Annotated in this window: 19 protein-coding genes; 10 read left to right on the forward strand and 9 right to left on the reverse strand. The window is 57.1% G+C overall.

Annotated features, from left to right (window positions below):
• The 4 genes from F4V54_RS01530 to infC all read right to left on the reverse strand — a co-directional run.
• Positions 1-1,510, reverse strand: a 1,510-nt coding sequence (locus F4V54_RS01530) for a S8 family peptidase (RefSeq protein ID WP_150386007.1), incomplete at its 3' end; no start/stop codon positions are given.
• Between the two features lie 376 nt (positions 1,511-1,886).
• Entirely contained in the window at positions 1,887-2,270 is a 384-nt protein-coding gene (rplT, locus tag F4V54_RS01535; RefSeq protein WP_034662970.1) for a 50S ribosomal protein L20, read from the reverse strand.
• A gap of 60 nt (positions 2,271-2,330) precedes the next feature.
• A complete protein-coding gene (gene rpmI / locus F4V54_RS01540; protein ID WP_034662973.1) occupies positions 2,331-2,525 on the reverse strand; it encodes a 50S ribosomal protein L35 in 195 nt (64 codons plus the stop codon).
• A gap of 31 nt (positions 2,526-2,556) precedes the next feature.
• A complete protein-coding gene (infC, locus tag F4V54_RS01545) occupies positions 2,557-3,078 on the reverse strand; it encodes a translation initiation factor IF-3 (protein ID WP_084576479.1) in 522 nt (173 codons plus the stop codon).
• Between the two features lie 398 nt (positions 3,079-3,476).
• On the opposite strand from infC, the gene F4V54_RS01550 reads away from it, so the two are divergent.
• A complete protein-coding gene (locus tag F4V54_RS01550) occupies positions 3,477-5,447 on the forward strand; it encodes a DUF2339 domain-containing protein (RefSeq protein ID WP_150386008.1) in 1,971 nt (656 codons plus the stop codon).
• On the opposite strand, the gene uvrA is transcribed toward F4V54_RS01550, so the two are convergent.
• On the reverse strand, positions 5,444-8,293 hold the full coding sequence (uvrA, locus tag F4V54_RS01555; RefSeq protein ID WP_150386009.1) for an excinuclease ABC subunit UvrA: 2,850 nt from the start codon (positions 8,291-8,293) through the stop codon (positions 5,444-5,446). The two genes, F4V54_RS01550 and uvrA, sit on opposite strands and share 4 nt — an antisense overlap.
• Positions 8,294-8,421: 128 nt before the next feature.
• On the opposite strand from uvrA, the gene F4V54_RS01560 reads away from it, so the two are divergent.
• The 3 genes from F4V54_RS01560 (at position 8,422) to F4V54_RS01570 (ending at position 12,575) form a co-directional block, all read left to right on the forward strand.
• Positions 8,422-9,021 carry an MBL fold metallo-hydrolase gene (locus tag F4V54_RS01560; protein WP_034662984.1) on the forward strand — a complete coding sequence of 200 codons (600 nt, stop codon included), beginning with the start codon at positions 8,422-8,424 and terminating at the stop codon, positions 9,019-9,021.
• Between the two features lie 75 nt (positions 9,022-9,096).
• A complete protein-coding gene (locus tag F4V54_RS01565; RefSeq protein ID WP_150386010.1) occupies positions 9,097-10,209 on the forward strand; it encodes a DoxX family protein in 1,113 nt (370 codons plus the stop codon).
• Positions 10,210-10,352: 143 nt separating this feature from the next.
• On the forward strand, positions 10,353-12,575 hold the full coding sequence (locus F4V54_RS01570; RefSeq protein ID WP_150386011.1) for a HelD family protein: 2,223 nt from the start codon (positions 10,353-10,355) through the stop codon (positions 12,573-12,575).
• Here the strand turns inward: F4V54_RS01570 and F4V54_RS01575 are convergent.
• A complete protein-coding gene (locus F4V54_RS01575; RefSeq protein WP_034662991.1) occupies positions 12,572-13,012 on the reverse strand; it encodes a universal stress protein in 441 nt (146 codons plus the stop codon). The genes F4V54_RS01570 and F4V54_RS01575 overlap by 4 nt on opposite strands.
• Positions 13,013-13,132: 120 nt before the next feature.
• On the reverse strand, positions 13,133-15,241 hold the full coding sequence (uvrB, locus tag F4V54_RS01580) for an excinuclease ABC subunit UvrB (protein ID WP_150386012.1): 2,109 nt from the start codon (positions 15,239-15,241) through the stop codon (positions 13,133-13,135).
• A gap of 204 nt (positions 15,242-15,445) precedes the next feature.
• On the opposite strand from uvrB, the gene F4V54_RS01585 reads away from it, so the two are divergent.
• The 6 genes from F4V54_RS01585 (at position 15,446) to F4V54_RS01610 (ending at position 23,529) form a co-directional block, all read left to right on the forward strand.
• Positions 15,446-16,318: a TetR family transcriptional regulator C-terminal domain-containing protein gene (locus tag F4V54_RS01585; RefSeq protein WP_102723362.1), complete on the forward strand. Its 873-nt coding sequence runs from the start codon at positions 15,446-15,448 to the stop codon at positions 16,316-16,318.
• Positions 16,315-17,871, forward strand: coding sequence for an ABC transporter substrate-binding protein (locus F4V54_RS01590; protein ID WP_150386013.1), 1,557 nt, complete (start codon positions 16,315-16,317; stop codon positions 17,869-17,871). Before F4V54_RS01585 ends, F4V54_RS01590 begins: the two co-directional genes overlap by 4 nt.
• A gap of 3 nt (positions 17,872-17,874) precedes the next feature.
• Entirely contained in the window at positions 17,875-18,822 is a 948-nt protein-coding gene (locus F4V54_RS01595) for an ABC transporter permease (protein ID WP_150386014.1), read from the forward strand.
• Positions 18,822-19,826: an ABC transporter permease gene (locus F4V54_RS01600; protein ID WP_084576481.1), complete on the forward strand. Its 1,005-nt coding sequence runs from the start codon at positions 18,822-18,824 to the stop codon at positions 19,824-19,826. The genes F4V54_RS01595 and F4V54_RS01600 overlap by 1 nt, the downstream gene beginning before the upstream one ends.
• A gap of 2 nt (positions 19,827-19,828) precedes the next feature.
• Complete coding sequence (locus F4V54_RS01605; protein WP_249041194.1) at positions 19,829-21,613, forward strand: ABC transporter ATP-binding protein; 1,785 nt, start codon at positions 19,829-19,831, stop codon at positions 21,611-21,613.
• Between the two features lie 179 nt (positions 21,614-21,792).
• Positions 21,793-23,529, forward strand: coding sequence for a choline/carnitine O-acyltransferase (locus tag F4V54_RS01610; protein WP_170253085.1), 1,737 nt, complete (start codon positions 21,793-21,795; stop codon positions 23,527-23,529).
• Between the two features lie 12 nt (positions 23,530-23,541).
• Here F4V54_RS01610 and F4V54_RS01615 read toward each other — a convergent pair whose 3' ends face one another.
• Positions 23,542-23,907, reverse strand: a complete 366-nt coding sequence (locus F4V54_RS01615; RefSeq protein ID WP_034663002.1) for a DUF4259 domain-containing protein — start codon at positions 23,905-23,907, stop codon at positions 23,542-23,544.
• A 109-nt stretch (positions 23,908-24,016) separates the two neighbouring features.
• Positions 24,017-24,625: a dephospho-CoA kinase gene (coaE, locus tag F4V54_RS01620; protein WP_150386016.1), complete on the reverse strand. Its 609-nt coding sequence runs from the start codon at positions 24,623-24,625 to the stop codon at positions 24,017-24,019.
• Positions 24,626-24,679: the final 54 nt, after the last annotated feature.

Genomic DNA, 24,679 nt, shown 5'->3' on the forward strand with positions numbered 1-24,679 from the left:
GCGTCGGCGTTGGTGTCGGTGCCGGTTGCCACGGCCACGGAGACGGCGGTTGTGGTGTTGGTGGCTGCGGTGCCGGCGGTTGTGGTGTTGGTGGCTGCGGTGCCGGCGGGTTGTTGCCACCGCCTCGCTTCACCGCCGCAGCTGGGTCAACGATACCGGTGCCACAGCCATTGCAGCTACCGCGCAACGGACGCGTCGTCGAACGCAGTCTCTGTGCGACCTGGTCCGGAGACATCTGGCTCTCCGCCCGCATGAGTGCCACAACACCAGCGACGTACGGTGCCGCCATAGAGGTACCTTGAAGGTCACCGTAGGACGGCCTGCCTGGGCGCTGCCTTCCGGAGTTGTAGGTGGCCAGAATTCCACCGCCCTGGTTGGAATCGCCGCCAGGAGCGGTGACATCCACTGGTGCGCCGTAGTTCGAGTAGCTGGACTTCTGGTCGCGCGGACCAGATGCAGCAACAGTGATGACACCCCGGCAGCTGGCCGGCGTGACGTTAGCAGCGTTCTGGCTCTCATTACCTGCTGCGACCACCACGACGGTGCCCCGGCTGCGCGCGTTATCGATCGCCTGCTGATAAGCCCGAGAGCACTTGCCCTGGCCACCGAGCGACATATTGATCACGGTCGCCGGGTTCGGGTTGCGGGGCACACCGCGCACAGTGCCACCCGATGCCCACTCGATTGCATCAACAATATCGGAGCTGTAACCACCGCACGGCCCCATGACGCGAACCGGCTGAATAGTCGCGCGCGGAGCAACACTGGCTACGCCCTCACCGTTATCGGCCACCGCGGCAGAAATACCGGCCACGTGCGTTCCATGCCACGAGGAGTTATTAGCTCGTCCACATTGACCGGGCTCCGTCCAGTCTCCCTCATCTCGTGGATTCGGATCCCATCCGTCACCGTCTCGACCGGTTTGCGGTGAAGAGATGAAGTCATATCCACCCCGCACATTCTGGTTAAGGTCCGGATGGTTTGTAATGCCGGTGTCAAGAACTGCAATGGTTTGCCCAGCGCCACGCTTGGGGGCATTTGCCCACGCGGTCTCAATGCTGGGGCCTACCGAGCCATTCAGCGACCACTGTTGGCGGAAATGTGGATCATTCACCGCCATCGGGTACATGCGCACATCCTCTTCGATGTGATCAACCTTGCCGCTGGCAAGAGCTTCTCGCATGAACTTATCCACTTCGTCGTCGCTCATCTTCCTATCGGATGTGACAACAGTGGTGCCATCTTCGCGCTCACGGACTTCCGTCACATCTGGCAACGACTCTTCCGTAGCCGTGTTGAGAGTTCTTATGCGCTCCTCAGACTTGTCCACATCATCGGAAAAGTCCACGATGAATCGCGTCGGCGCTTTGTCCTCTTGACTCTGTATGCCAACATTTGGTGCGCTAGCAATCTTCCCATCTTGCGCAGACGTCACCGGCGCTTGCGCCGAAACCATGAGCATGAGGCTCATTGGTACGGCCACATAAGCAAAGGATTTTCTAGGTTGCAATGACCTACCCCTTCAGTCAATGTTTCGGTGTTCCCAGCGACCGATACCCCTGCCTCAAAAGACATGAGCACGCTCGCCGGCTTCCTACCGTCCCGTCAAGTAACGGCACGATAACGGAACAATAACAAAGATGACGCATAAACGTAAGAATTGACTAAGTTTACGGGCATACTTATGTACAGGTTCTTAGTTTTTTCTAAGGTTGATGTAGTGCGCATCCTGCAGAAATCCCTCCGAAGATGCTTGACACGCTCCCACCCCTTTTGTTCACCCCCGACCGTACAAACAGTCACTCCAGCAGCACGAAGCCCCGTGGTCTGGATGGAAACCAGCACCCACGGGGCATTCGACGATGGTGCACGGTGGCACCTAAAAGCTAGGCGACTTTCGGAGCATTGACATCTTCCGGAAGAGCATTCTTAGCCACCTCGCACAGCGCGGAGAACGCCGCGAAGTCGTTGACGGCCAGCTCGGCCAGGATCTTGCGGTCCACATCAACCTCAGCGAGCTTCAGTCCGTGGATGAGGCGATTGTAGGTGATGTCGTTCATACGGGCAGCCGCGTTGATGCGCTGGATCCAGAGCTTACGAAACTCGGACTTGCGGGCGCGACGGTCACGGTATGCGTAGGTATGGGAGTGCAGCCACTGTTCCTTGGCCTTGCGGTAGAGACGGGAACGCTGGCCGCGGTAGCCCTTGGCAGACTTGAGAATGGCGCGACGCTTCTTCTTGGCGTTAACTGAGCGCTTAACACGTGCCACAGTGATACTTCCTTAAATTCTCGTAACGGATGGATTTTCTAGGGAAAGGCAGGCGCTCGATTAAGCCATGCCGAGGAGGCGCTTAGCGCGCTTGACGTCACCTTTAGCAACGTCGGTGGTGCCGGAGAGCTTACGGCGACGCTTGGACGAAAGCTTCTCGTTCAGGTGGCGCTTACCAGCCTGCTCGCGGCGCAGCTTGCCAGAGCCGGTGACCTTGATGCGCTTTGCGGTGCCCTTGTGGGTCTTCTGCTTCATAGTGGTAAATCCTTAAAGGCGGTGAAACGATCTAATTCTTACCCTTGCGAACCGGCCCAAAGACCATGGTCATGTTGCGGCCGTCCTGCTTTGGACGGGACTCGACCTGGCCGACCTCCTGGATATCCTCAGCGAGGCGCTCCAGCAGGCGGTACCCCAGCTCCGGACGCGATTGCTCGCGACCACGGAACATGATGGTCACCTTGACCTTGTTGCCTTTTCCCAAGAAGCGTTCAACGTTGGACTTCTTGGTCTGGTAGTCGTGCTCATCAATCTTGGGACGGAACTTCTGTTCCTTGACCACGGTTTGCTGCTGGTTCTTACGGGCCTCACGGGCCTTCTGATCCTGCTCGTACTTGAACTTGCCGTAGTCCATGATCTTGCACACGGGTGGCTTAGCGTTCGGGGCTACCTCGACGAGGTCAAGGTCAGCTTCGTACGCAAGCTTGCGTGCATCATCGGTACGGACAATGCCAACCTGCTCGCCAGACGGGCCGACGAGACGAACTTCCGGAACGCGGATGCGTTCGTTGATGCGAGCTTCAGCGCTGATGAGAACTCCTAGTGTCTAGGGCGGTTATGTGGTTCGCTACCGATTCGCCCGTGAGAATTCCCCCTCAAACAAAATCCCACGCTGCCGGTGGCACGCGTGGGAGTTCATCCGAAAACGGCGCCAGCTGCTATGGCTGCCACCGTTGTTTTGACCCTTAGCCTTCCGGTGGCCGGCGGCATCAGGTGGGAGTAACTCCACTTGCAACCTATGTACCTGTGAAGGTTCGTAGGCGGTAGTGGGTAAAGGTTAGCACTCCCCTGCTGGAGCACCAAATCTAAGCACGCAAACCGCTCTTTAGGTTATCAATGTAACGACACAATAACGTTTCGCACGCGTTTGGAACCGTTCGGGCCTTTGCGTCGTCTAAGTAGTAACCAACCATTGTTAGGAGGACCAACATGAATCAACCGCCTGATCGGATTCTTGCGGATGTTCACCGTCAACTCGGCGAACTCCGAGAGAGCACTGCGCGTTCGCAGATGCTTGTCGCCGACATCCAGGCATCCCTAAATCGCCTCACTCCTGGCCCAGCTGTAGGAAGCCCGACACCCCAAAAACAGCAGGAAGCACAACCCGTGATGGCACAACCAGCGATACAGACGGCATCGCCAGGGACAATGCCCCACCATCCGGCGCAACCGGCACCGCTGCAACCGCAGCCAAAGGAACCGGTGGTTCCTCCCAAGTCGCCGAAGCCGAAACTGTCCACCGAGCAGTTGGTGCTGCGTTGGGCGGCGGTCATCGGCTCAATCATCACGTTTGCGGGCGCATGTTTCGGCATTGCGTTGGCTATTCAAACTGGCCTCCTAGGCCCCGTTGGCCGCGTGGTGGGTGCTGCGCTTCTCGCATTCATCTTGCTGGGAGTGGGCATTAGAGTGGACCGACGCAAGGGAAGCAACGCGGGCGTCATGGCACTTTATGTGACTTCATTCCTCATCCTCATCGCGGATCTGTGGTATGCCGCGTCGGTCCAAGGTTGGCTAGGTCCCATAGCGAAAGTCGCGGTATTCCTTGCCGTGTGGTTCAGCTACCTCGCACTTGCGAAATGGCGCAATAGCCTTCAGTTGGTTTTGGCCATGTGCATCATCCTCGTGTTCCACACTTTCTTCCTTTTCACCAACAACAATCTGATCAATGGCCTCGTAATGGTCGCACCTATCGCGGTGATCCTTTTGACCTGGTGGATGGCACGGGAAGCCTCCCCACGCCTCATTGCAATTGTTCGTGGTACAGCGGGCGCACTGCTAGCTTGGCAGACCTATGTACTTGCTTTCTCCACCCCTCTCTTTTTCGACGTTTCGTCGTCGGAGGAACCGATCGGTTTCGCAGTCACATTCCCACTGATCGGCCTTGTGCTTCTCGTTCTTGGGGAGATCTTCTTCGTCGCAGCTGGCGCTCAGCGTGTCCACAACATCATCTCGGCGGTCGTCGTGCCGGCGGTCATTTTGGTGGCCTCCTATGCGCTGCTCCGTGATACTGGCACGTGGCTACCTTTCCTCATCGCCACTGTAATAACCGTCCTTGTCGCTGTTATTGGCCCGAAGAACAAAACAGAATTCTCATCGGATCTTCTTACCGGCTGGCTTATCGTGTTGCCGTTCACATTCTTCCGGCCATTCATTGATTCCCAAGATTTCACTGGGAATACTCCTCAGGCAGAGGCAATTCCGGTACTGATCTTCTTTGCCGCCGCTATCACCGTGTTGATGCTTTTGCACCGCCTGCAAGTCAACACGCTGGCGGTCCTAGCTAGCTGGGCATTTATGCTCTTGGTCGGCGTTCTTCCCATGCTTGCGTACACCTTGAATCCTTCAATCACCACCCGCTGGTCCTGGTTCACGCTGATCCAAGGCCTTCTGCTGGCGGCTTTGCTCATTATCGCTGTGACACGAAAAGCCCTATGGCGTGGAGTGACCGCCCAGGCACGCGCCGTCTCTGCTGGTTATGGTCTCATTCTGGAGATGTTAGCGGTAGTGACTATCGTCGACTTGCTTTGGCGGATCTCTACCGAAGTGGCTGGCGCCCCGAGCGAGGCGGTCGTGGAAAGCTCTCGAATGGGCTTCTACAACGGCCACATGATTGTATCCATCTCCTGGATGGCTGCTGCTTCCTGGCTTTTGCTCAAACGCCCCGGAGCTATGGACACCAAGACCCTGCGCACCACTGGTTTGGTCATGGCCATAGTGGCTACGGGCAAGCTGGTCTTCTTCGACATGGCGGCGCTTGGCGGAATCCCACGCGTGCTCACATTCATCGTCTGTGGTCTGCTCCTCATCGCCGTTGCGATCAAGGGCGCACAACGCAAGACCACAGCTGCCAACACCAGTCCCGCCGATGTAGATGTTGATGTGCTCGAGCGACGAAACTAAACCATTTTGCTCAGGAACTGGCCGGTGAAGGATCCCTTCACCTTGGCCACATCCTCGGGTGTGCCTTCGGCAACGACGGTTCCACCGCCGGAGCCACCTTCAGGGCCCATATCGATGATCCAGTCAGCACACTTGATCACATCGAGGTTGTGCTCAATAACTAGGACAGAGTTGCCCTTATCTACCAAACCATTGAGCACGAGCATGAGTTTGCGGATGTCCTCAAAGTGAAGGCCCGTCGTCGGCTCGTCGAGAATGTAGATTGTGCGCCCGTTTGAGCGCTTCTGCAGCTCGGCAGCCAGCTTCACGCGCTGGGCCTCACCACCAGACAACGTCGTGGCGGATTGGCCGAGGCGGACGTAGCCCAAGCCGACGTCGCAAAGCGTCTGCAGATACCGGTGAATTGACGTGATGGGTTCAAAGAACTCGGTGGCCTCACTGATGGGCATATCCAGCACTTCGGCGATGTTCTTGCCCTTGTAGCGGACCTCAAGCGTTTCGCGGTTGTAGCGCGCGCCGCCACACACCTCACACGGCACATACACGTCAGGCAGGAAGTTCATTTCAATCTTGATAGTGCCGTCGCCGCGGCACGCTTCGCAGCGACCACCCTTGACGTTGAAGGAGAAGCGACCCGCCTTGTAGCCACGAACCTTTGCTTCTTGAGTCTCAGCAAAGAGGTTGCGGATCTTGTCAAAGACTCCCGTGTACGTTGCCGGGTTTGAGCGAGGCGTACGTCCAATCGGCGACTGATCCACCTGTACCAGTTTGTCTAGGTGCTCTAGGCCCTCAACTTTTTTGACACGTCCTGGAACCTGGCGGGCACCGTTGAGTCGGTTCTGCAGAGTCTTGGCCAGAATCTGGTTGACCAGGGTGGACTTGCCCGAGCCGGAAACGCCCGTGACAGCGACGAGAACACCGAGTGGAATGTCTACCGAAACGTTATCAAGATTGTTCTCCCGGGCGCCGACGACTTTCAGCTGCCGTTTCTTATCTCGGGGGCGGCGTGTTTCTGGAACGGCAATTGCCTTCTTGCCCGACAGGTAGTCACCGGTCAGGGAGTTCTTGGCTTTCAGGATTCCCTTCGGGGGTCCCTGGTAGACCACTTCCCCACCGTATTCACCGGCGAAGGGGCCGATGTCAATGAGCCAGTCCGCTTCCCGGATTGTGTCTTCATCGTGCTCGACCACAACGAGGGTGTTGCCAATATCGCGGAGCTTCTTCAAGGTGGAAATAAGTCGCTGGTTATCGCGCTGGTGCAGGCCAATGGAGGGCTCATCCAGAACGTACAAAACACCGGCGAGACCGGAACCGATCTGGGTGGCCAGTCGGATGCGCTGTGCTTCACCGCCGGACAGGGTCCCGGCAGAGCGGGACAGGGTGAGGTAGTTCAAGCCGACATCCAGTAGGAAGTGCAGGCGCGCCTGGATTTCCCGCAGCACTGCGCCTGCAATCATTTCTTCGCGATATCCCAGGACCAGGTTGTCCAGGTACTCAGAAGCATCTTCAACGGAAAGTTCGGTGAGTCCAGCAATCGACTTCTCACCATGCGTGGTGGAATCCAAACGCACGGCCAAGATTTCCGGCTTCAGACGCGCACCATGACACGTCGGGCAAGCCACATCACGTGTGTAGGCCATGAAGCGCTCTTTGGTGTGCTCTGAATCAGACTGCTCTATCTTTCGGTGCAGGTATCCCCGCACGCCCTCGAAGGCGGCGGTGAAGGAGCGCTGGCGCCCATAGCGGTTCTTGTATCGGACGGACACCTTCGTATCAGTGCCGTTGATCAGGGCATCTCGGTGGCTCTTCTTTAAGCTGGACAAGGGCGCTTCTGGGTCGAAGCCTTCCTCCTTCGCCAGGGCAATGATGAGTTTGGCAAAGTACCCCTTATTAGGGCTGGAGTTCCACGGCTGGAATGCGTCTACTGCTGGTGCATCTGGGTCTGGGATGACCAAGTCCGTGTCGATCTCAGCGCGGGTTCCCAAGCCATCACACGCTGGGCAGGCACCAAAGGGAGAGTTAAAGGAAAACGCGCGTGGCTCGTACTCCTCCACGCCGAGGGTGTGGCCATTCGGGCACGCCATCTTCTCGGAGAAGATCACCACTCGATCCGGATCATCAGCATCTTTTTCAACCCAGTCGAAGGCCACGAGTCCGTCGGCAAGCTTGAGCGCAGTTTCCACGGAATCAGTGAGACGCTGCTTCTGACTCTCTTTGACTGTGAGACGATCCACCACAACGTCAATATTGTGCTTGATCTGCTTCTGTAGCTTCGGCGGATCGCTTAACGTATACGTCTCACCATCCACGTTGACGCGGGCATAGCCTTGTGTGGCAAGGTCAGCGAAGAGGTCTACAAACTCACCCTTGCGTTTACGCACAATTGGCGCAAGCACCTGGAATTTGGTGCGCTCCGGGTTCTCCATCACCTGATCCACAATTTGCTGTGGTGTTTGTCTTTCAATCACCGCATCACACACTGGACAATGCGCCGTGCCCGCGCGGGAGTAAAGGAGGCGCAGGTAGTCGTAGATCTCCGTAATCGTGCCCACCGTGGAACGAGGGTTACGGTTAGTTGATTTCTGGTCTATAGACACAGCTGGGCTCAGCCCATCAATGTAATCAACCTCGGGTTTGTCCATCTGCCCCAGGAACATGCGCGCATAGGAGCTCAGTGATTCGACGTAACGGCGCTGGCCTTCAGCAAAGATCGTGTCAAAGGCAAGAGAGGACTTCCCAGAACCTGACAGCCCGGTAAACACCACCATTTTGTCGCGGGGTAGTTCAATGTCTATTCCCTTGAGGTTGTGTTCGCGTGCTCCGCGGACAATCAGCTTCTCAGCCACAGGCAGTGCATCCCCTTGTTTCAGTTGATGGTTGGATCCTCGAACAAAGATACCAACGCTAGCCGCTCACTAATCATTCCCGCAGCATCAACCTACGCAAGCGGCTGGCTTCTCATAGAGTAGGCGCCATGAACACTCTGACCCTTCACTCCGTTTCCGTATCCCCAATGGATAACAATTGTTACCTGTTGGCGTGTGGTGAGCAGGGTTTGCTTATCGACGCTGCCGCGGAACCACACACTCTCCTTTCCATGGCTGAATCCGCCGGAGTGCGCATCACCGATGTCCTGACAACGCATCGGCACGCAGACCACGTCGGAGCTTTGAAGGAGATCCTCGAAGCAACTGGAGCGAACCACTGGGGTTCCTTCCTTGACGCGCCGGCGCTGCCCGTTGCGCCGGATCATGAGCTGCATGAGGGGGACACACTCGACTTCGCTGGGCACGAATTCCCTGTCCATATCCTCCGCGGGCACACGCCCGGCGGTGCATCCATTGCCGCTGAGATTGATGGCACAGTAAATCTCTTCGTCGGCGATTCCCTCTTCCCCGGCGGAGTGGGCGGGACGAACGGCGAAGGCGATTTTGTCCGCTTGTTCACGGATGTGAAAGAAAAACTTTTTGATCAATATCAGGATGATGCGATCGTGCGCCCAGGACACGGAAAACCGACAACATTGGGTGCAGAGCGACCACATCTGGACGAATGGTGGAAGCGTCGCTGGTAGTTTTCCCTGCCAGCCTGCCGGGATCCGTCTACAGTAGGAAGAACGGACTATCCCCGAAGTAGAGAAGGATTGAGTATGATCCGCAAACTAGCTCGACCGATGCTCGCCTCTGTGTACATCGCAGATGGTGTCAACTCGGTCACCAAAGCTTCCGAGCATGCAAAAAGCGCTGAGAAGGTAGCTGGCGCTGTGAAGTCGGTGCTCCCGGCTCAGTACGCCAGCTTTATCCCTTCTGACCCGGAGACTCTGGCCAAGATTGGTGGCGGTGTAAAAATCGGCGCTGGTTCCACTTTCGCACTGGGCAAGGCTCCGCGCCTGTCCGCTGCTCTGCTGGCTGGCTCTTCCGTAGCCACCCTGCTTGGTCGCAATGCGTTCTGGGAGGCATCCAATGAGTCCGAGAAAACACGCCAGCGCAATGGTGCGTTGACCAACGTTGCTCTCCTCGGCGGTGTGCTGATCGCTGCTGCTGACACCCAGGGCAAGCCTGGTCTGGCGTGGCGTGCTCAGGACGCAGCAAAGCGTTCTAAGAAGAATATTCAGCAGGCTCTGCCGACCCAGTCTGAGTCTGAAAAGGCTCTAAAGAAGGCTGGCGAGTGGTTCCAGGACACCCGTGAGACGGTGACCGAGTCCGCTCAGCAAGCAGCTCACCAGGTGTCAGACTACGTGGATGACAACAAAGGTGACTGGAAGAAAGTCGCTGAGAAGTGGGCTGGCAAGGCTACTGATGTTGCTCATGATGCCGCTGACTGGGCTGAGGACACATACAAGGACCTCAAGCCGAGCAAGGTTCAGCAGTACAAGGCTAAGCGCCAGGTGAAGGGCCTGATCGGTGACGTGCAGGGCCGTGTGGGTGACGTGCAGGGCCGTATTGAGGACTTGCAGCCGTCCGCACTGGACAAGTTCAAGACAAAGCGCAAGGTGAACTCTGTCGTGGGCGACCTTCAGGACGCACTGGATGACTTTGTCCCGTCTGCTTTGGACAAGTTCAAGGCAAAGCGCCAGGTGAAGAAGGGCGCTGCGAAGGCTCAGAAAACCGCACAAAACGCGATTGACACCCTGCAAGATGCCTTTGACAATCTTGATGCTGCTCCGAGCCGCCGTCAGAAGCGCAAGCTCAAGAAAAAGGTGAACAAAGCAGAGAAGACGGCCAAGAAAGCCGTGAAGAAGGCAGAGAAGAAGTTCAAGTAATTTCTCTCGCTGCTGCCTTTTAGTGTGACAGCCTTATTGCCGGTTTTCCAGCAATAAGGCTGTTTCTCTTTTCGCGCTAGACTAGACCGTCACTGTTTACACGCGAACCGTTCAACAATTCTGAGTAAAGGAGAGTGTGCGTAGTGGCTGATCAGTCCGGCGCCTCTTCCCTGGGATCCCAGGAGGCAGTGAAGCATGAGCAGGCCTACGTGGATCTGCTCGTTGCCCACTTGGACCGAGAAGTGTCTGGCGCGCAAGAACGCTTGGAGGAAGTTCAGAGGGATGTGGACCCGGATAACCCGGATGCGGATGCATTAGTACGACGTGAAACGGAGTATCACGGGCTGAATGCGAAGCTGGATGCGTTGAGTATCGCCGAGACCGGTCTCGTCTTTGGACGTATCGATGTTGAGGATGACTCCCCAGAAAACCCCGTCCCCGGATTGCCCAACCTGGACCGACGCTATATCGGCCGCATGGGCATGGATGACCGAGAGGATAACTACCGCACGCTCTTGCTGGACTGGCGTGCCCCGATGGCCCGGCCGTACTACCTGGCTACCACTGCGCACCCGGAAGGAGTTGTCTCACGCCGCAATATCCGCATGCGCGGGCGGACAGTCACCGGCGTTGATGACGATGTATTGAGTGGGCCTGGTGCAGATGAACCCGGTAGGGATTCTGGTGTGGGCAGTGAGGCAGCACTGCTGCGCGCCTTGAACGCACCCCGCACCGGCCACATGCAGTCCATCGTTGAAACAATCCAGCGCGAACAGGACCAGATTATCCGCGATAGAACCCGCGGTGTGCTGGTTGTCACGGGTGGTCCTGGCACCGGAAAAACTGCTGTTGCTCTCCACCGTATTGCCTATTTGTTGTACACCTGGCGTGACCAGTTGGCCCGCACCGGTGTTCTTATCGTTGGGCCCAATCGGACCTTTTTGGACTACATCTCGCGCGTACTCCCAGAACTTGGTGAGACCGGCGTGGTACTGAGCACCGTTGAGGATCTGGTCCCCGGTTTCACTCCGACCCTGCTGGATGATCTGCTCACCCGCGAGGTCAAGGGTTCGGGGGAAATGGTCACGATTCTTTCCCGCGCGGTGCGCAATTATCAGCTGGTGCCCGGCGCGTCGATTCCGCTCAAGATCGATGGTATTGAGATCGCGGTGACACCTGAGATGATCGCCGCAGCGCGCACTCGTGCTCGTCGCAGCCGCAAACCGCACAATGATGCGCAAGCGGTCTTCGCCGAAGTTCTCACGCAGCTCCTCGCGGAGGCGATGGCTGAGCGCATCGGTGCGGACCCACTGGGTGGGGCTAACTTGCTCTCGCACGCCGATGTGGACCAGCTGCATGATGATCTTGCGGAGGAGCCCCAGGTCACGGCGCTCATTTCGGAGCACTTCCCTATTCTCGATCCCGTTGATGTGCTCACCGAATTTCTGAGCAGCCGTGATGCGATCAGTGCGGCCGCGCATGATTATGATGAGGAAACGCAGGACGCGCTCTACCGCGACGACGGTGACGCATTCACTGCGTCAGACACCGCGCTTATCGACGAGTTGTACACCCTCATCGGCATCCCCACCCCCACCGACGAAGTGGAGAAAGCCGAACGCCAATGGCGTGAACTCGTGGCAGATGCGGAAGATGCGCTGGACATCTTGGCGTCTTCGGCGAACACGGATACGGACGATGAGTTCGAGGCAGAGGTTTTGTCTGCCCACGACATCATCGATGCTGAGACCCTGGCTAGTCGCCAGCGTGAAACAGACGTACGGTCCACCGCCGAACGAGCCAGCGCTGATATGACCTGGGCCTACGGCCACGTCATCGTGGATGAGGCACAAGAGCTCACGCCTATGGAATGGCGGATGGTGTTCCGTCGCTGCCCGTCGAAGTGGATGACCCTTGTTGGGGATACGGCTCAGACTTCCTCCCCTGCCGGGGTAGACGATTGGTCCAGTGCCCTTGAGCCCTTCGTGGGGCAGCGTTTCGTCTCCCATAAACTCACGGTCAACTACCGCACACCAGAAGAAGTGATGGAGGTAGCCAACGATGTGTTGAAGGCTATCGATCCGGATGCGGAACCCGCCGTGACTGTCCGTTCATCGGGCCACCCCGTGCGTTTCCTCCCCGAAGACACAGACGCCACCACGGTTCATACTGAATTGGACAAGCTCGGAGGACTCGTCGCCGTGATCAACAAAGACAATGTGGGGACGGTGAAAGGGTTGGAGTTCGACCACGTCATCGTGGATAAACCCCATGAGATCATCGCAGGTTCCCCTCAGGGGCGACAAGACCTGTACGTGGCACTGACACGTGCCACTCAAACTCTTACCGTGATCGGCGAGTTCTAAGCCACGGTGTGAACGATCATCACATCACAATCGGACTGACGCGCAACGTCAGCCGGAACGGAACCGAGCAAGCGGCCCGTCAAAGAATTAATGCCGCGGTTACCCACGACGAGAAGATCCGCATCATACTCAGTCACGATGGCCATCAGCGCCTCAACCGGGGTGCCTGAACGCACAGTGGTGACCACATCTGTTGCACCATGCTGTTGAGCGTGCTCAGCGGCGGCGACAAGATTCGACTTCGCCGTCTCATCCCCAAGAATCGTATTGGAGTCCTGGCGCAGCGTCCCCGCAACATCCTCCTCAGACTCATAGTACGCACACCCGATAACAAGCTTCGAATTAAAAGCTGAGGCAATCTCAGCGGCGCGCTCAACTGCCAGCAGCGAAGAGTGTGAACCGTCCGTGCCAACAACAACAGTGTTGTACTTGCTCATGTTGCGCCTTTCGCTTCTACTTTCCACGAGGCCCTTTCACGGGCCGTGTCTTCTTTGGCCACTATATACACTCGCAGAACACCTGCGTTCGGCAGGCCAGATTACCTGCTCAGATATGAATTAGATCCCAGCGTCTTTCACACCGCGAAGTTCTTTCTTCAGATCCGCAATCTCATCACGCAAGCGTCCTGCCAACTCAAACTTGAGTTCACGGGCGGCGGCGGTCATCTGAACCGTAAGATCGTCGATAAGCTTTTGTATTTCGTCCGAAGCCATCGTTGAGGTATCGCGCCCTTCGACCATCGCTGTGTCCCCAGCGAGACTCTCCTCCGGCGCACCGCGTTCCTCGCCGTTACGCTCATAGACCTCGTCGAGAATATCCGCAATCTTCTTCCGCAACGGCTGCGGATCAATCCCATGCTCCTTGTTGTACGCGATCTGCTTCTCGCGGCGCCGCTCTGTCTCATCAATCGCCTCACGCATGGAATCTGTGATGTTGTCTGCATACATGATGACCTCACCCGACACGTTTCGAGCGGCACGACCGATCGTCTGAATGAGGGACTTGGTGGAACGCAGGAAGCCTTCCTTATCCGCATCGAGGATGGCCACGAGGGAGACCTCTGGGAGGTCCAGGCCCTCGCGCAGCAGGTTGATGCCCACCAGGACGTCATACTCACCCAAACGCAGTTGGCGGAGTAGCTCGACGCGCTGCAACGTATCAATATCCGAGTGCAAATACCGCACGTTGATACCGTTGTCCATCAAAAAATCCGTGAGATCTTCCGCCATCCGCTTGGTCAAAGTGGTGACCAGGACGCGCTCATCCTTCTTCGTGCGCTCACGGATTTCATGAATGAGATCATCAATCTGCCCCTTCGTTGGGCGCACGTCTACCTTCGGGTCCACCAGGCCCGTGGGGCGAATAACCTGCTCAACAAACTCTCCGCCAGAGGCCTCCAGTTCATAGTCCCCCGGCGTAGCGGACATGTACACGGTCTGGCCCACGCGCTCCTCAAACTCATCAAAGGTGAGTGGGCGGTTATCCACGGCTGAAGGAAGACGGAAACCGAACTCGACGAGATTGCGCTTGCGCGACATATCGCCTTCATACATGCCACCGATCTGCGGAACGGTGACGTGAGACTCGTCGATGATGGTGAGGAAGTCCTCCGGGAAGTAGTCAATGAGGGTTGCTGGTGCTGAGCCTGCCTCACGTCCGTCAATATGCCGCGAATAGTTCTCAATGCCGGAACAAAAACCCACTTGTTGGATCATTTCCAGGTCATACTCCGTACGCATACGCAGGCGCTGCGCTTCGAGGAGTTTACCTCGGCTTTCTAAGTCCTCCAGGCGGTCGGCGAGTTCCTCCTTGATGGCTTCAATGGCTTTTTCCATGCGCTCTTCCGTGGCCACATAGTGCGTAGCCGGGAAGATACGCAATTCATCGCGCTGTTGGAGGACATCGCCGGTCAACGGGTGAATGTAGTAGAGCGCATCTACCTCATCACCGAAGAACTCCACGCGCACAGCCACTTCCTCATAGGCCGGAATAATGTCCACGGTGTCGCCCTTCACTCGGAAGGTCCCGCGTTTGAAGTCCACGTCATTGCGCTCATACTGCACATCCACCAGCAGGCGCAGGAAGCGGTCACGCTCAATCTCTTCACCAACGCGCAGCAGAAGCGAACGATCCAGATAGGACTGCGGTGTGCCCAGACCGTAGATACAGGACACGGATGACACGACGACGACATCTCGTCGACTAAGTAGCGCAGATGTAGCCGAGTGGCGCAAACGCTCCACATCATCATTGATCGACGAATCCTTCTCAATGTAGGTATCCGTCTGCGCGATATAGGCCTCTGGTTGGTAGTAGTCGTAGTACGATACGAAATACTCAACCGCGTTGTTAGGCAATAGCTCACGCAACTCCGTGGCCAACTGTGCAGCCAATGTCTTGTTGGGCGCCATCACGAGCGTGGGGCGCTGTTGCTGTTCGATCAGCCACGCTGCGGTTGCTGACTTACCGGTACCGGTAGCACCCATGAGAACCACGTCGGGCTCCCCTGCTCGCAGTCTTCGATCCAGCTCCTTAATCGCTGCAGGCTGATCGCCAGAGGGCTCGAATTCAGAAACAACTTCAAACTGTTTCTCCGAACGTTCCACCTCACCTACAGGGCGGAACTCAGAGTGAGATAAAACAGGGTGTTCAGCAGCAAAAGCCATGCCAGCCAGTCTATAGAGGCACACGGTTGAAGGTGGGGCCGGTAGCCTCAATCCGCGATCACAACACCTCCTTCCTCAATTTTTCGGGGACTACATATCTCTTTTCTGCGTATCGCTTGCCGAATCTCATAAAGTTGCGAGACGTCACCTGAACCGCGTTCAAACAGTTGCGATAGTTTCACAGCATTACCTAAGCTTGCATGCATGGTCTCGCATTCACCCCTGTCAGTCGCGCGCGACGCAATCGCTGCGTCGGGCTATCGGCATAACGAGGTGGCTGCATATCTAGGCATCGATGCCCCGAAGCTCTCCAAGTCCCTCTCCGGAGTCCGGCGTTTTAGCCAGACAGAACTGGAACGCTTGGCAGAACTGACTGGCGTTGATGTGAAAGCCTTAAGACCATCGCCGAAAGAAGGCCACGCGACACCGAATCCCCGCCATTCCGGTGAGGAGTTCGCGCGCCGTCAGCAAAAGATTGTGGACGGCGCCTGGCCGCTGTTCACTTCCCGCGGATACCAGGCGGTCACCATCGCCGAGATCGCCCGCAACGCTGGGATTTCCACCTCAGCAGTCCACTATTACTTCCACTCAAAGAATGACATCTTCATTGCCACGTTGGACCGGTGTTCAGAACAAGCAGCCTCTCGCCGGTCATTCGTTGCAGAAATCGTGGATCCCGCCGAGCGTCTACTCGCCTTTGCAGAAGTAACGCTTGACGGCTCACCGGAGTCATTCTGTGAATGGACCACATGGGCACAGTTTTGGGCATCTTCCGTCGCTTTTGAAGACGCAAAGCGCGCCACAGCAGTGGCCTACGCACGGTGGCAGAAGCAGATGCGCAGCATTGTTGAGGATGGAATTGCCACTGGCTGTTTCATTGCTCACGACCCGGAATCCATGATCAACGCCGTTACAGCGATGATCGATGGGCTCGGCGTGCGCATGCTCGCAGGGGTGCTCTCCCCTGCTGCCGCGAAGGATGCTGTGACTGCCTACCTGAATACGTGGATTGTGCAGCCCGAAGCGAGAGAACTCGTATCGGCTACACCCACACTTAAGGAGAATTACGCACCATGATTGACCTCACACGCCGGCAACTGTTCGGCGCCTCGGCAGTCGCTGGAGCAGCAGGCGCACTAGCCTCATGCTCCACGCAGCCGCCGGCCGAACAGATTGATACGTCCGGCCCGCCACGAAAGGGAGGCAAACTCCGCGTCGGACTCGTTGGTGGTTCTACGGCCGACACGGTGGACGCCCATATCCCAGCTAGTGCCAGCGATGCGGCGCGCGTCATAAACCTCTACGAGCTTCTTGTTCGACGAGGGTACGACTACGAGTTGGAATACCGCTTGGCTGAATCGATTGAATCGAATGAGGCAGCTACCGAATGGACTGTGGTTTTACGTGAAGGTGTGAAGTTCTCTGATGGTCGCCCAGTTCGGCCCCAGGATGTTGTGGCAACGCTTGAACGCGTGGCCGATCCAGAGGACCCCAAAAATGGCGCTGGTTCCATCGCTCACGTAGAAGCGATGGAGGTTATTGATAATCGCTCCCTGGTGATCAAGCTCTCCCAGCCGGATGCGGCGTTCGTAGACACTTTGGCCGAGTACCAGATGGGCATCGTGCCGGAGGATTATGACCCGAAGAATCCCATCGGTGCTGGCCCGTTCAAACTGATGAACTTCAGCCCAGGGCGCTCCACATCGCTGGCACGGAATGAGTACTACTTCGAAGGTCCTGCGAACTTAGATGAAGTGCACATCATTGACTTCTACCAAGAAGACGCGATGCTCAATGCTCTATTGTCATCCCAGGTCGATGGCATTGGTGCGTTAAACCACGCGCTCGTTCGTGTCATCGAAGCAGATCCGCGTTTGAATGTGGTCAGCTCTGAAACAGGTATGTGGTTGCCGTTCACAATGCGTGTCGACGTTGAGCCTTTTGACGACGAGCGCGTGCGCCAAGCAATGCGCCTAGCGGCAGACCGCCCTGGTATGGTCAATCAGGTTTTCTCTGGTGAGGGCCAGGTGGGCAACGATATGTTCGCCCTGTACGACTCGGCCTACCCGCATGAGTTCCCGCAGCGCGAGCAGAATGTTGAAGAAGCCAAGCGTCTCCTCGCCGAAGCTGGTTACCCCGATGGCATCGACGTTGAGCTAAATACCTCTGAGATTGCTTCCGGCGCTATCCGTGCGGCACAGGTTTTCGCGGAGCAGGTGCGCGAGGCCGGCATTCGGGTGAAGATCAACCAAGTGGATTCCACCACCTTCTGGGCAGAAGGCAATTACTTGTCCTACCCGTTCTCCCAGAGCTTTTACTACACCCGTAACTTCCTGGAGCAGGTGAACCGCTGCGCCACTGCTGATGCGCCATTCAATGAGACTCATTGGGTAGATGATGAGTTCACCGCGAAGACCATCAAGGCGCGTTCCTTGTCCGATGATCGTGAGCGCACCAAGCTGATCAAGGAACTGCAGCAAGACCTGTATGACCGCGGTGGCTATATCATTTGGGGCTTCCCCAACAACATTGATGCGTATCACAACTATGTGGCTGGTGCCCGCCCTCATCCGAGTGGTGTGGCGTTGTCCCAGGCACTCTTCTACGACATGTGGATTGCGGAGGCATAAACCATGGGCAAACTGATTCTTCGCAGACTCGGTCTGAGTATCTTCATCCTTCTCGCCGTGTCCATCATCGTTTTCTGCGCGACGCTGCTTCTGCCAGGTGATCCGGCACGTGCAATCCTCGGCCAGCAGGCAACCCCGGAGCGTATCGCTGCACTGGAAGCTCAGATGAACTTGGACAAGAGTCCTTTTGAGCGGTACTTCCTGTGGCTCGGCGGTGTGGTCACCGGGGACTTTGGTATGTCCACCACAACAGGTGGTCCCGTATCAGAGCTGCTGGGTGAACCCCTGGTCAACTCCCTGATCCTCATGGTGTTGGCCGCGCTCGTTGCCATTCCGGTGGGCATCCTGCTGGGTGTCTACGCCGCATGGTGGCGTGGCTACAAGCGTGATAGCGCTATCACCTGGGTGACGTTGATCCTCGCAGCCATGCCGGAGTTCGTCATCGGTATTCTCCTCATCACGCTTTTTGCTACATCGGTATTCCAAGTCCTTCCGGCAGTGACCATGTCGCCACCAGGCACAGCTGTGTGGGAGTACCCATCCCAGCTGATCTTGCCCACGTTGACACTGGCTCTCGTGGTCAGTCCTTACATCGCCCGAATGACGCGCGCAACGATGATTGAGACCTTGGACTCTGGCTACGTGGAAATGGCACGCCTCAAGGGTGTTCCTGAGCGCCGTGTGATCTTCCGCCACGCACTCCCCCACGCTGTCGGTCCGATTGCTCAGGTTGTAGCAATTCAGCTGGCCTGGCTGGCGGGTGGCATCGTCGTGGTCGAGTACCTGTTCCGTTACCCCGGTCTCGGTGTCGCCATGATCGACGCCGTGAATTACCGCGACGTCCAAGTGGTGCAAGCAGTCACATTGCTGATCGCCGCCGTATACGTCGTAGTCAACCTGCTCGCTGACGTGGTGAGCATCATGGCCAACCCGAAGCTAAGGAGCAACTAATGTCTCAGCCACAGCTGAATCCACACTCCCCCACTCCGGTGCCTGTCTCAGCCGAGACGCAGGATGAGCACGCCACTGAGCTGAAGACTTCCCTGTCCAAACCAGCACCAATTTACAAGCGCATTTGGGCCCAGCCGGAGGGCAAGGTTGGTGCGATCCTAACTGGACTTGTGCTCCTTGTCGCACTGATCGGCTACTTCTTCGCCGAGCAAATCACCGGTTACTCGACCACTGAGTTCCTCGGCCTACCGTTCACCAGCGATGGCACGTTTGGTACGGACAACCTCGGTCGCTCTGTTGCCTCCCGCTTCATTGCCGGTGGGTTGCTGCTGTTGGTCACCGCTTTCCTCGCCACCGTGCTTGGCATGCTCGTGGGCACCCTCCTGGGCATGATTGCTGGATACGCGGGCGGGAAGACTGATGCAGTAATCATGCGCATCAATGACATTTTCCTGGCCTTCCCGCAGCTCATCTTTGCCATGTTGGCGATTGTGATCTTCGGACCTTCCGCAACGGTCCTGGTGTTGGTCATCGGTCTCACCCACGCCCCGCGTATCGCGCGTGTGGCGCGCGCCTCCACGCTATCTGTGACCAATGAGGACTACATCCGTGCCGCACAGATGTACTCCGTCCCGCATTGGAAGATCCTCACCCAGGAAATCCTTCCCAATATCACTGGGCCGCTGTCCGTGGAAGCCGGTTTGCGTCTCACCTATTCCATCGGTTCAATCGCTTCCCTGTCCTTCTTGGGCTTGGGTATCCAGCCACCCGCTGCGGACTGGGGTTTGATGATCAATGAAAACCGCATCGCTTTGTCCATCCAGCCATGGGGTGTTGTGCTTCCGGTGTTTGCCATCGCACTGCTCACCATTGGCACTAACATGCTCGCGGATGCGACAGCCCGGGCAACTGCAACGACCGCTATGCCGATTAAGCGCACCGGCCCGAAGGCTGAAAGTGTGCGTCAGGAAAAGGTAGAGCCGATCCACAACGAGGAGGTATAACCGTGACCACCGCAACTAACTCAGGTGGCCCGGACCCGGCCAATCAGGCTGAACAGGACGCATCGAGTGGCATCAACCTATGGGAGGCCGCCGGCCTCCAGGGTGAGTACACGCCACCACCGCGCACCGAAGAAACACTGGTGATGCGTTGCCGCGATCTTCGCCTGGCAACGTTTGAGGGCACCGAAATCCTCCATGGTGTCGACTTTGATCTCTACCGCGGTGAGATCGTCGGTCTCGTCGGCGAGTCCGGCTCTGGTAAAACCACCGCTGGTCTTGCCACGATGGGACACTTCCGTACCGGTCTGATCAAGACTGATGGCACTATCACACTGCACACGCGTGATGGTGAATCGATCGACATCTTCAGTCTGAATGAGGACCAACTACGTGATCTGCGTGGTGGCCGTGTTGCCTACATCCCGCAGGATCCAGCACTGAGCCTGAATCCTGCGATGCGCGTCGGCGACCAGATCCGTGAAGTCCTGGACATCCACGGCTACGGTTCCGATGCTCAGGAGCGCGAAGACCGCGTGCGCGAAGTTATGCGTGGCGTGGACTTGCCAGACACCGATGAATACTTGAGTCGCTGGCCCCACCAGCTTTCCGGTGGCCAACAGCAGCGCGTCGGTATCGCTATGGCTTTTGCCATGTACCCTGACGTGCTCATCTGTGATGAGCCGACAACCGGCCTTGACGTGACCACCCAGAACCACGTTTTGAAGACGATTCGCACGATGACGGTGAAGAACGATGTTGCATCGCTCTACATCACCCACGATCTTGCTGTTGTTGCGGAACTAGTGGACCGCGTCGTGGTGATGCTGCGCGGTGACATCGTCGAAGAAGGGCCGTACAACACCGTTTTGTACACTCCGAAGCACCCGTACACCAAGAAGCTGCTCGCAGCCATTCCGGACCTGGCGGGCCGCAAAGATATCGCTGGCTTTGCCCGCTGGAGTGTTGCGGAAGGTGCTCAGGGCACCTCTGTTACTGCAGAAACGCCCACAGATAAACAGGAGCAACAACGCAAGCACAATGCGCTGCTAGAGATCCGTGACCTCAAGATGGCGTATGGCTCCAACCAGGTGCTCCACGGAATCAACCTGACGGTGGAGCCCGGCGAATCCATCTTGATTCTGGGTGAGTCCGGTTCCGGTAAAACGACATTGTCGCGTTCTGTAGTGGGCTTGAACGATGGCTACACCGGCGATGTTCTCCTCCGTGGCGAGAAACTTGCTCCGAGTAGTCGTGCCCGCACCCTCCCACAGCGCAAGGATGTCCAGTACATCTTCCAGTCCCCCTTCTCGTCTTTGAACCCACGCCGCACAATCGGTGAATCAATGAGTGTCCCATTGGTCATTGCGGATGAGCTTTCTAAGGACGAGCAGCGTGCCATTGTTGAGGAAACTCTAGAAGCTGTACAGCTGGACCGGAGCTTCTACGATCGCCGTCCGGGTGACCTCTCCGGTGGTGAGCGCCAGCGCGCCGCTATCGGTCGCGCACTGGTGAGCACGCCCTCCGTGCTTGTGTGTGATGAGGTGACATCGGCCCTGGACGTGTCCGTTCAGGCCAGCATCCTCAAACTGCTCGCCGAACTGCGCCATGAGCGCGATTTGGCCATGTTGTTTGTCACCCACAACATCGCACTCGCCCGCCACATTGCCACTCGCGTGGCCGTGTTGAACAAGGGCGTCATTGTCGACGAAGGTCCTGTGGACGAGGTTCTGGAAAACCCGCAGCATGAGTACACGAAGGAGCTTCTGGCCAACATTCCTTCGCTCTAATGGTTCCTCGAGCGGTGGGTAAAACACCGTTCGACGCCTTCGCCGTCTCCACCGCCACCGACAGGAGGTTGTGGGAGACGGCGCTCAAATTTCTGCAGGTCTTAAGGGAAGCATTTCGTCGGTACAGTGGGTTGTGTATGCACTTTATTGAAGACCTACCTACAAGGAGGCCTGCACACGTGGCTGAGAAAACCACTATTACCCCGCACCCCTCAACATTGGATCTGAAGGTTCTTGAGGTCCCGCCGCTGTTTGGCACGCTCGATGCGTATAAGCACGCACTCTCAGCAGTGCTTGATGAGGGTACGTTGAGCCACGCCAACGAAATCGTCGAAAAGTTCCGCACAGGCGCTGGGCCCAAGCTTGATGCTGCGCTGCGTGAGCGCGCCGAAGCACGCGCGGCCGTGGGCACGAACTGGCTTAACGACGAGTGGTATTCCAGCTATCTCACCGTCCGTGATCCACTGCCGTTGAGCACAAATGTGGGCTTCCAGCTTGCTCTCCCGGTGAAGCAAACACCCGTCGGCCTGGACCGCGCTGTCGAATTTATCCGACGCGCCGCAGTCGTGCACCTGCAAGTGGCCTCCAAGGATCTGCCTGAGGATGTGGATGCCCGCGGTAACCGCATCACCCTGAACCAATGGTTCGTTTACGGAGGGGGCCTGCGTCATCCGCTGCCGAATGAAGACGCCATTTGGCAAAGCGACCTCGATGAAACGAACCGTGAGATCGGCGTTTTTGTTAACGGTCGCCTCTTTGCCATCCGCATCACTGACAGTTCCGGCAAACTCGTCTCTGCCGAGACCTTGCGGTCTGCTTTGGAGAGCATTCAAGCAGCGGCAACTGAACCATCTGACATTGACTTCAACGCTCCTTCCCTCCTGGGATCCGGCGTGCTTGGGGAGCTTCTTCCGGAGATACTGAACCAGAGCGACAACGAATCGACGTACAAGCGCTTGAGTGACATGCTCTTCACGGTCGAGCTGCTTAACGACGAAGACAAGACGAATAACCAGCGCATCCGTGAAGCAACATTCACCCCACGCGGTGCGTGGACGTACAAAGCGTTGAGCTACCAGGTGAGCCTCAAGGACGAATGGATTGCCGTTCACGTTGAACACTCGTGTATCGACGGTGCCACCTTGGTCACCGCCATGAACCACCTGCAAGCGGTTGAGCTGCCGAGTGAATCATCCGAGGAACTGACGGAACTCACCCCCGAAGAACTAGTGTGGACGCTGGATGAGGCAACCACGGCAAAGCTCCGCCAGCAGGCCACATCCTATGCGGAGCTGGCATCGAAATATGCGGTGGAAATCATCGATGCACCGCTGCGGCAGCCAGCTGATCTGCCCTTCAAGTTCAGCCGCGATGCTTCCGCCCAGTTGATCATGCACATCGCACAGCAGTTGACCTACGGCCGAGTCCGCGCCGTCTACGAAGCAGTGGATATGCGCGAATTCCGTGCCGGCCGAACCGAGTGCTTGCGCGCTGCTACCCCCGAAGCCGTCGCGTTTGCCCAAAAGCTGGTTGCTGGCACCGCAGCTCAGGACGATCTCCTCGCCGCAGTTAACGCCCACCGCGGCTGGGTTAAACGCTGCAAGTCCGGCAATGGTTTTGACCGCCACATTCAAATGATGGCCACCATCGATGACAGTGATCCTTTCTTCAACGATGAGGCTGTTCTTGCCGCGCGTCAGGACTTCCTGTCCACCACCTCCATTGGTGGCGCGAAGCAAATCGTTCGTTACAGCTTTGCGCCAACCTTGCAGGAAGGCTTCGGCATTTCCTACACTCCCCTCCCGGACGCCACGGAGTACTGCGTCTCCTGGAACGTGGACACAGCGGAGAAGCCGGAGGAGTTCAAGGTGAACCTGCTCAAGGCCTCCGATTTACTCTGGGATTTCCTGCAGTAAGTCAGCGTGGGTTTAGCTCACAAACTTCCCAGAGTATTTGCGCGTTTCGGCGAGCCAGTTTTCCAGCTCGCCGGCATCCTGCCACAGGTCGTACAACTCGGAGATCGCCGGGTTGACGGCCTGTTCCGCGCGGCGCCGAATCCACTGACGGTCATCGCGGGTAAACGGGAAAGACAGTGCAGCTGTGTATTCCTCCGATGGCACGAAGCCATTGAGCACCGCTGCCAAAGCCAAAACAGTTTCAGCCTCGTCGGTGCCGAGCGCCCCGCGCCCGCAATCAAAACGAAATTGCGCCATACGGAAAGACCCGTCGGCCAATGCGGCGACGGTATCCAATGCCTGATCATTATCAAAAGGCCCGATGTCCCACGTTCCCATAGGTGGGGACAGTAGGGATAGCAGGTTAATCAAACGTGTCTACGCATTAGCCAGACACTTAACATTGCCGGTCGAGTGAGCAACCTCTTGTGTTTTTGTCATCATTCCACTACTGGAAAGCTTCGCCTGTTTTCACTGCGTCAATGAGTCGTTTCACCTGTGGCGCGAGTTCTTCCAACGGGCCGTTATTATCAATAATCCAATCGGCTGCCGCTTTGCGCGCGTCATCGCCAATCTGCTGTTTAATCCGTGCGCGGGCATCAGCCTCATCTAAGCCGCGCGAAGACACAAGGCGCTTCACACGTTCTTCAGCAGCAACATCCACGACGACGGTGAGATCCATGTCTTTGTTCAACCCGAGCTCGATAAGCAAAGGCATGTCATAGACTGACACAGCAACACCATCGGCTTCTGCTTGGATGAACTGCCGGTGGGATTCCGAGCGAATCGCCGGATGCGTGATCGCGTTCAGTTGTTGAGTGGCCCCCTTGTCCGCGAATGCTCGACGCGCAAGCTCTGCCCGGTCCAGTGAACCATCCACTTTGAGTACATCGTGGCCAAACTCCTCCGCTACTTTGGCGAGGACTGGTGAGCCAGGTTCCATGATCTCCCGACCGATCTTATCTGCATCTACAACGCGAAAACCCGCTTCGTCCAGCATCGCTGCCACCGTGGTTTTACCGCTGCCAATGCCACCTGTCAGTCCAATCTTTTTCATGCCCGCCACCGTAGTCGAGTTCAGAGTAGAGAAAAAGGCCCGCACCTTTCGGTA

Source organism: Corynebacterium tuscaniense, assembly GCF_008693065.1.
GTDB classification, from domain to species: domain Bacteria; phylum Actinomycetota; class Actinomycetes; order Mycobacteriales; family Mycobacteriaceae; genus Corynebacterium; species Corynebacterium tuscaniense.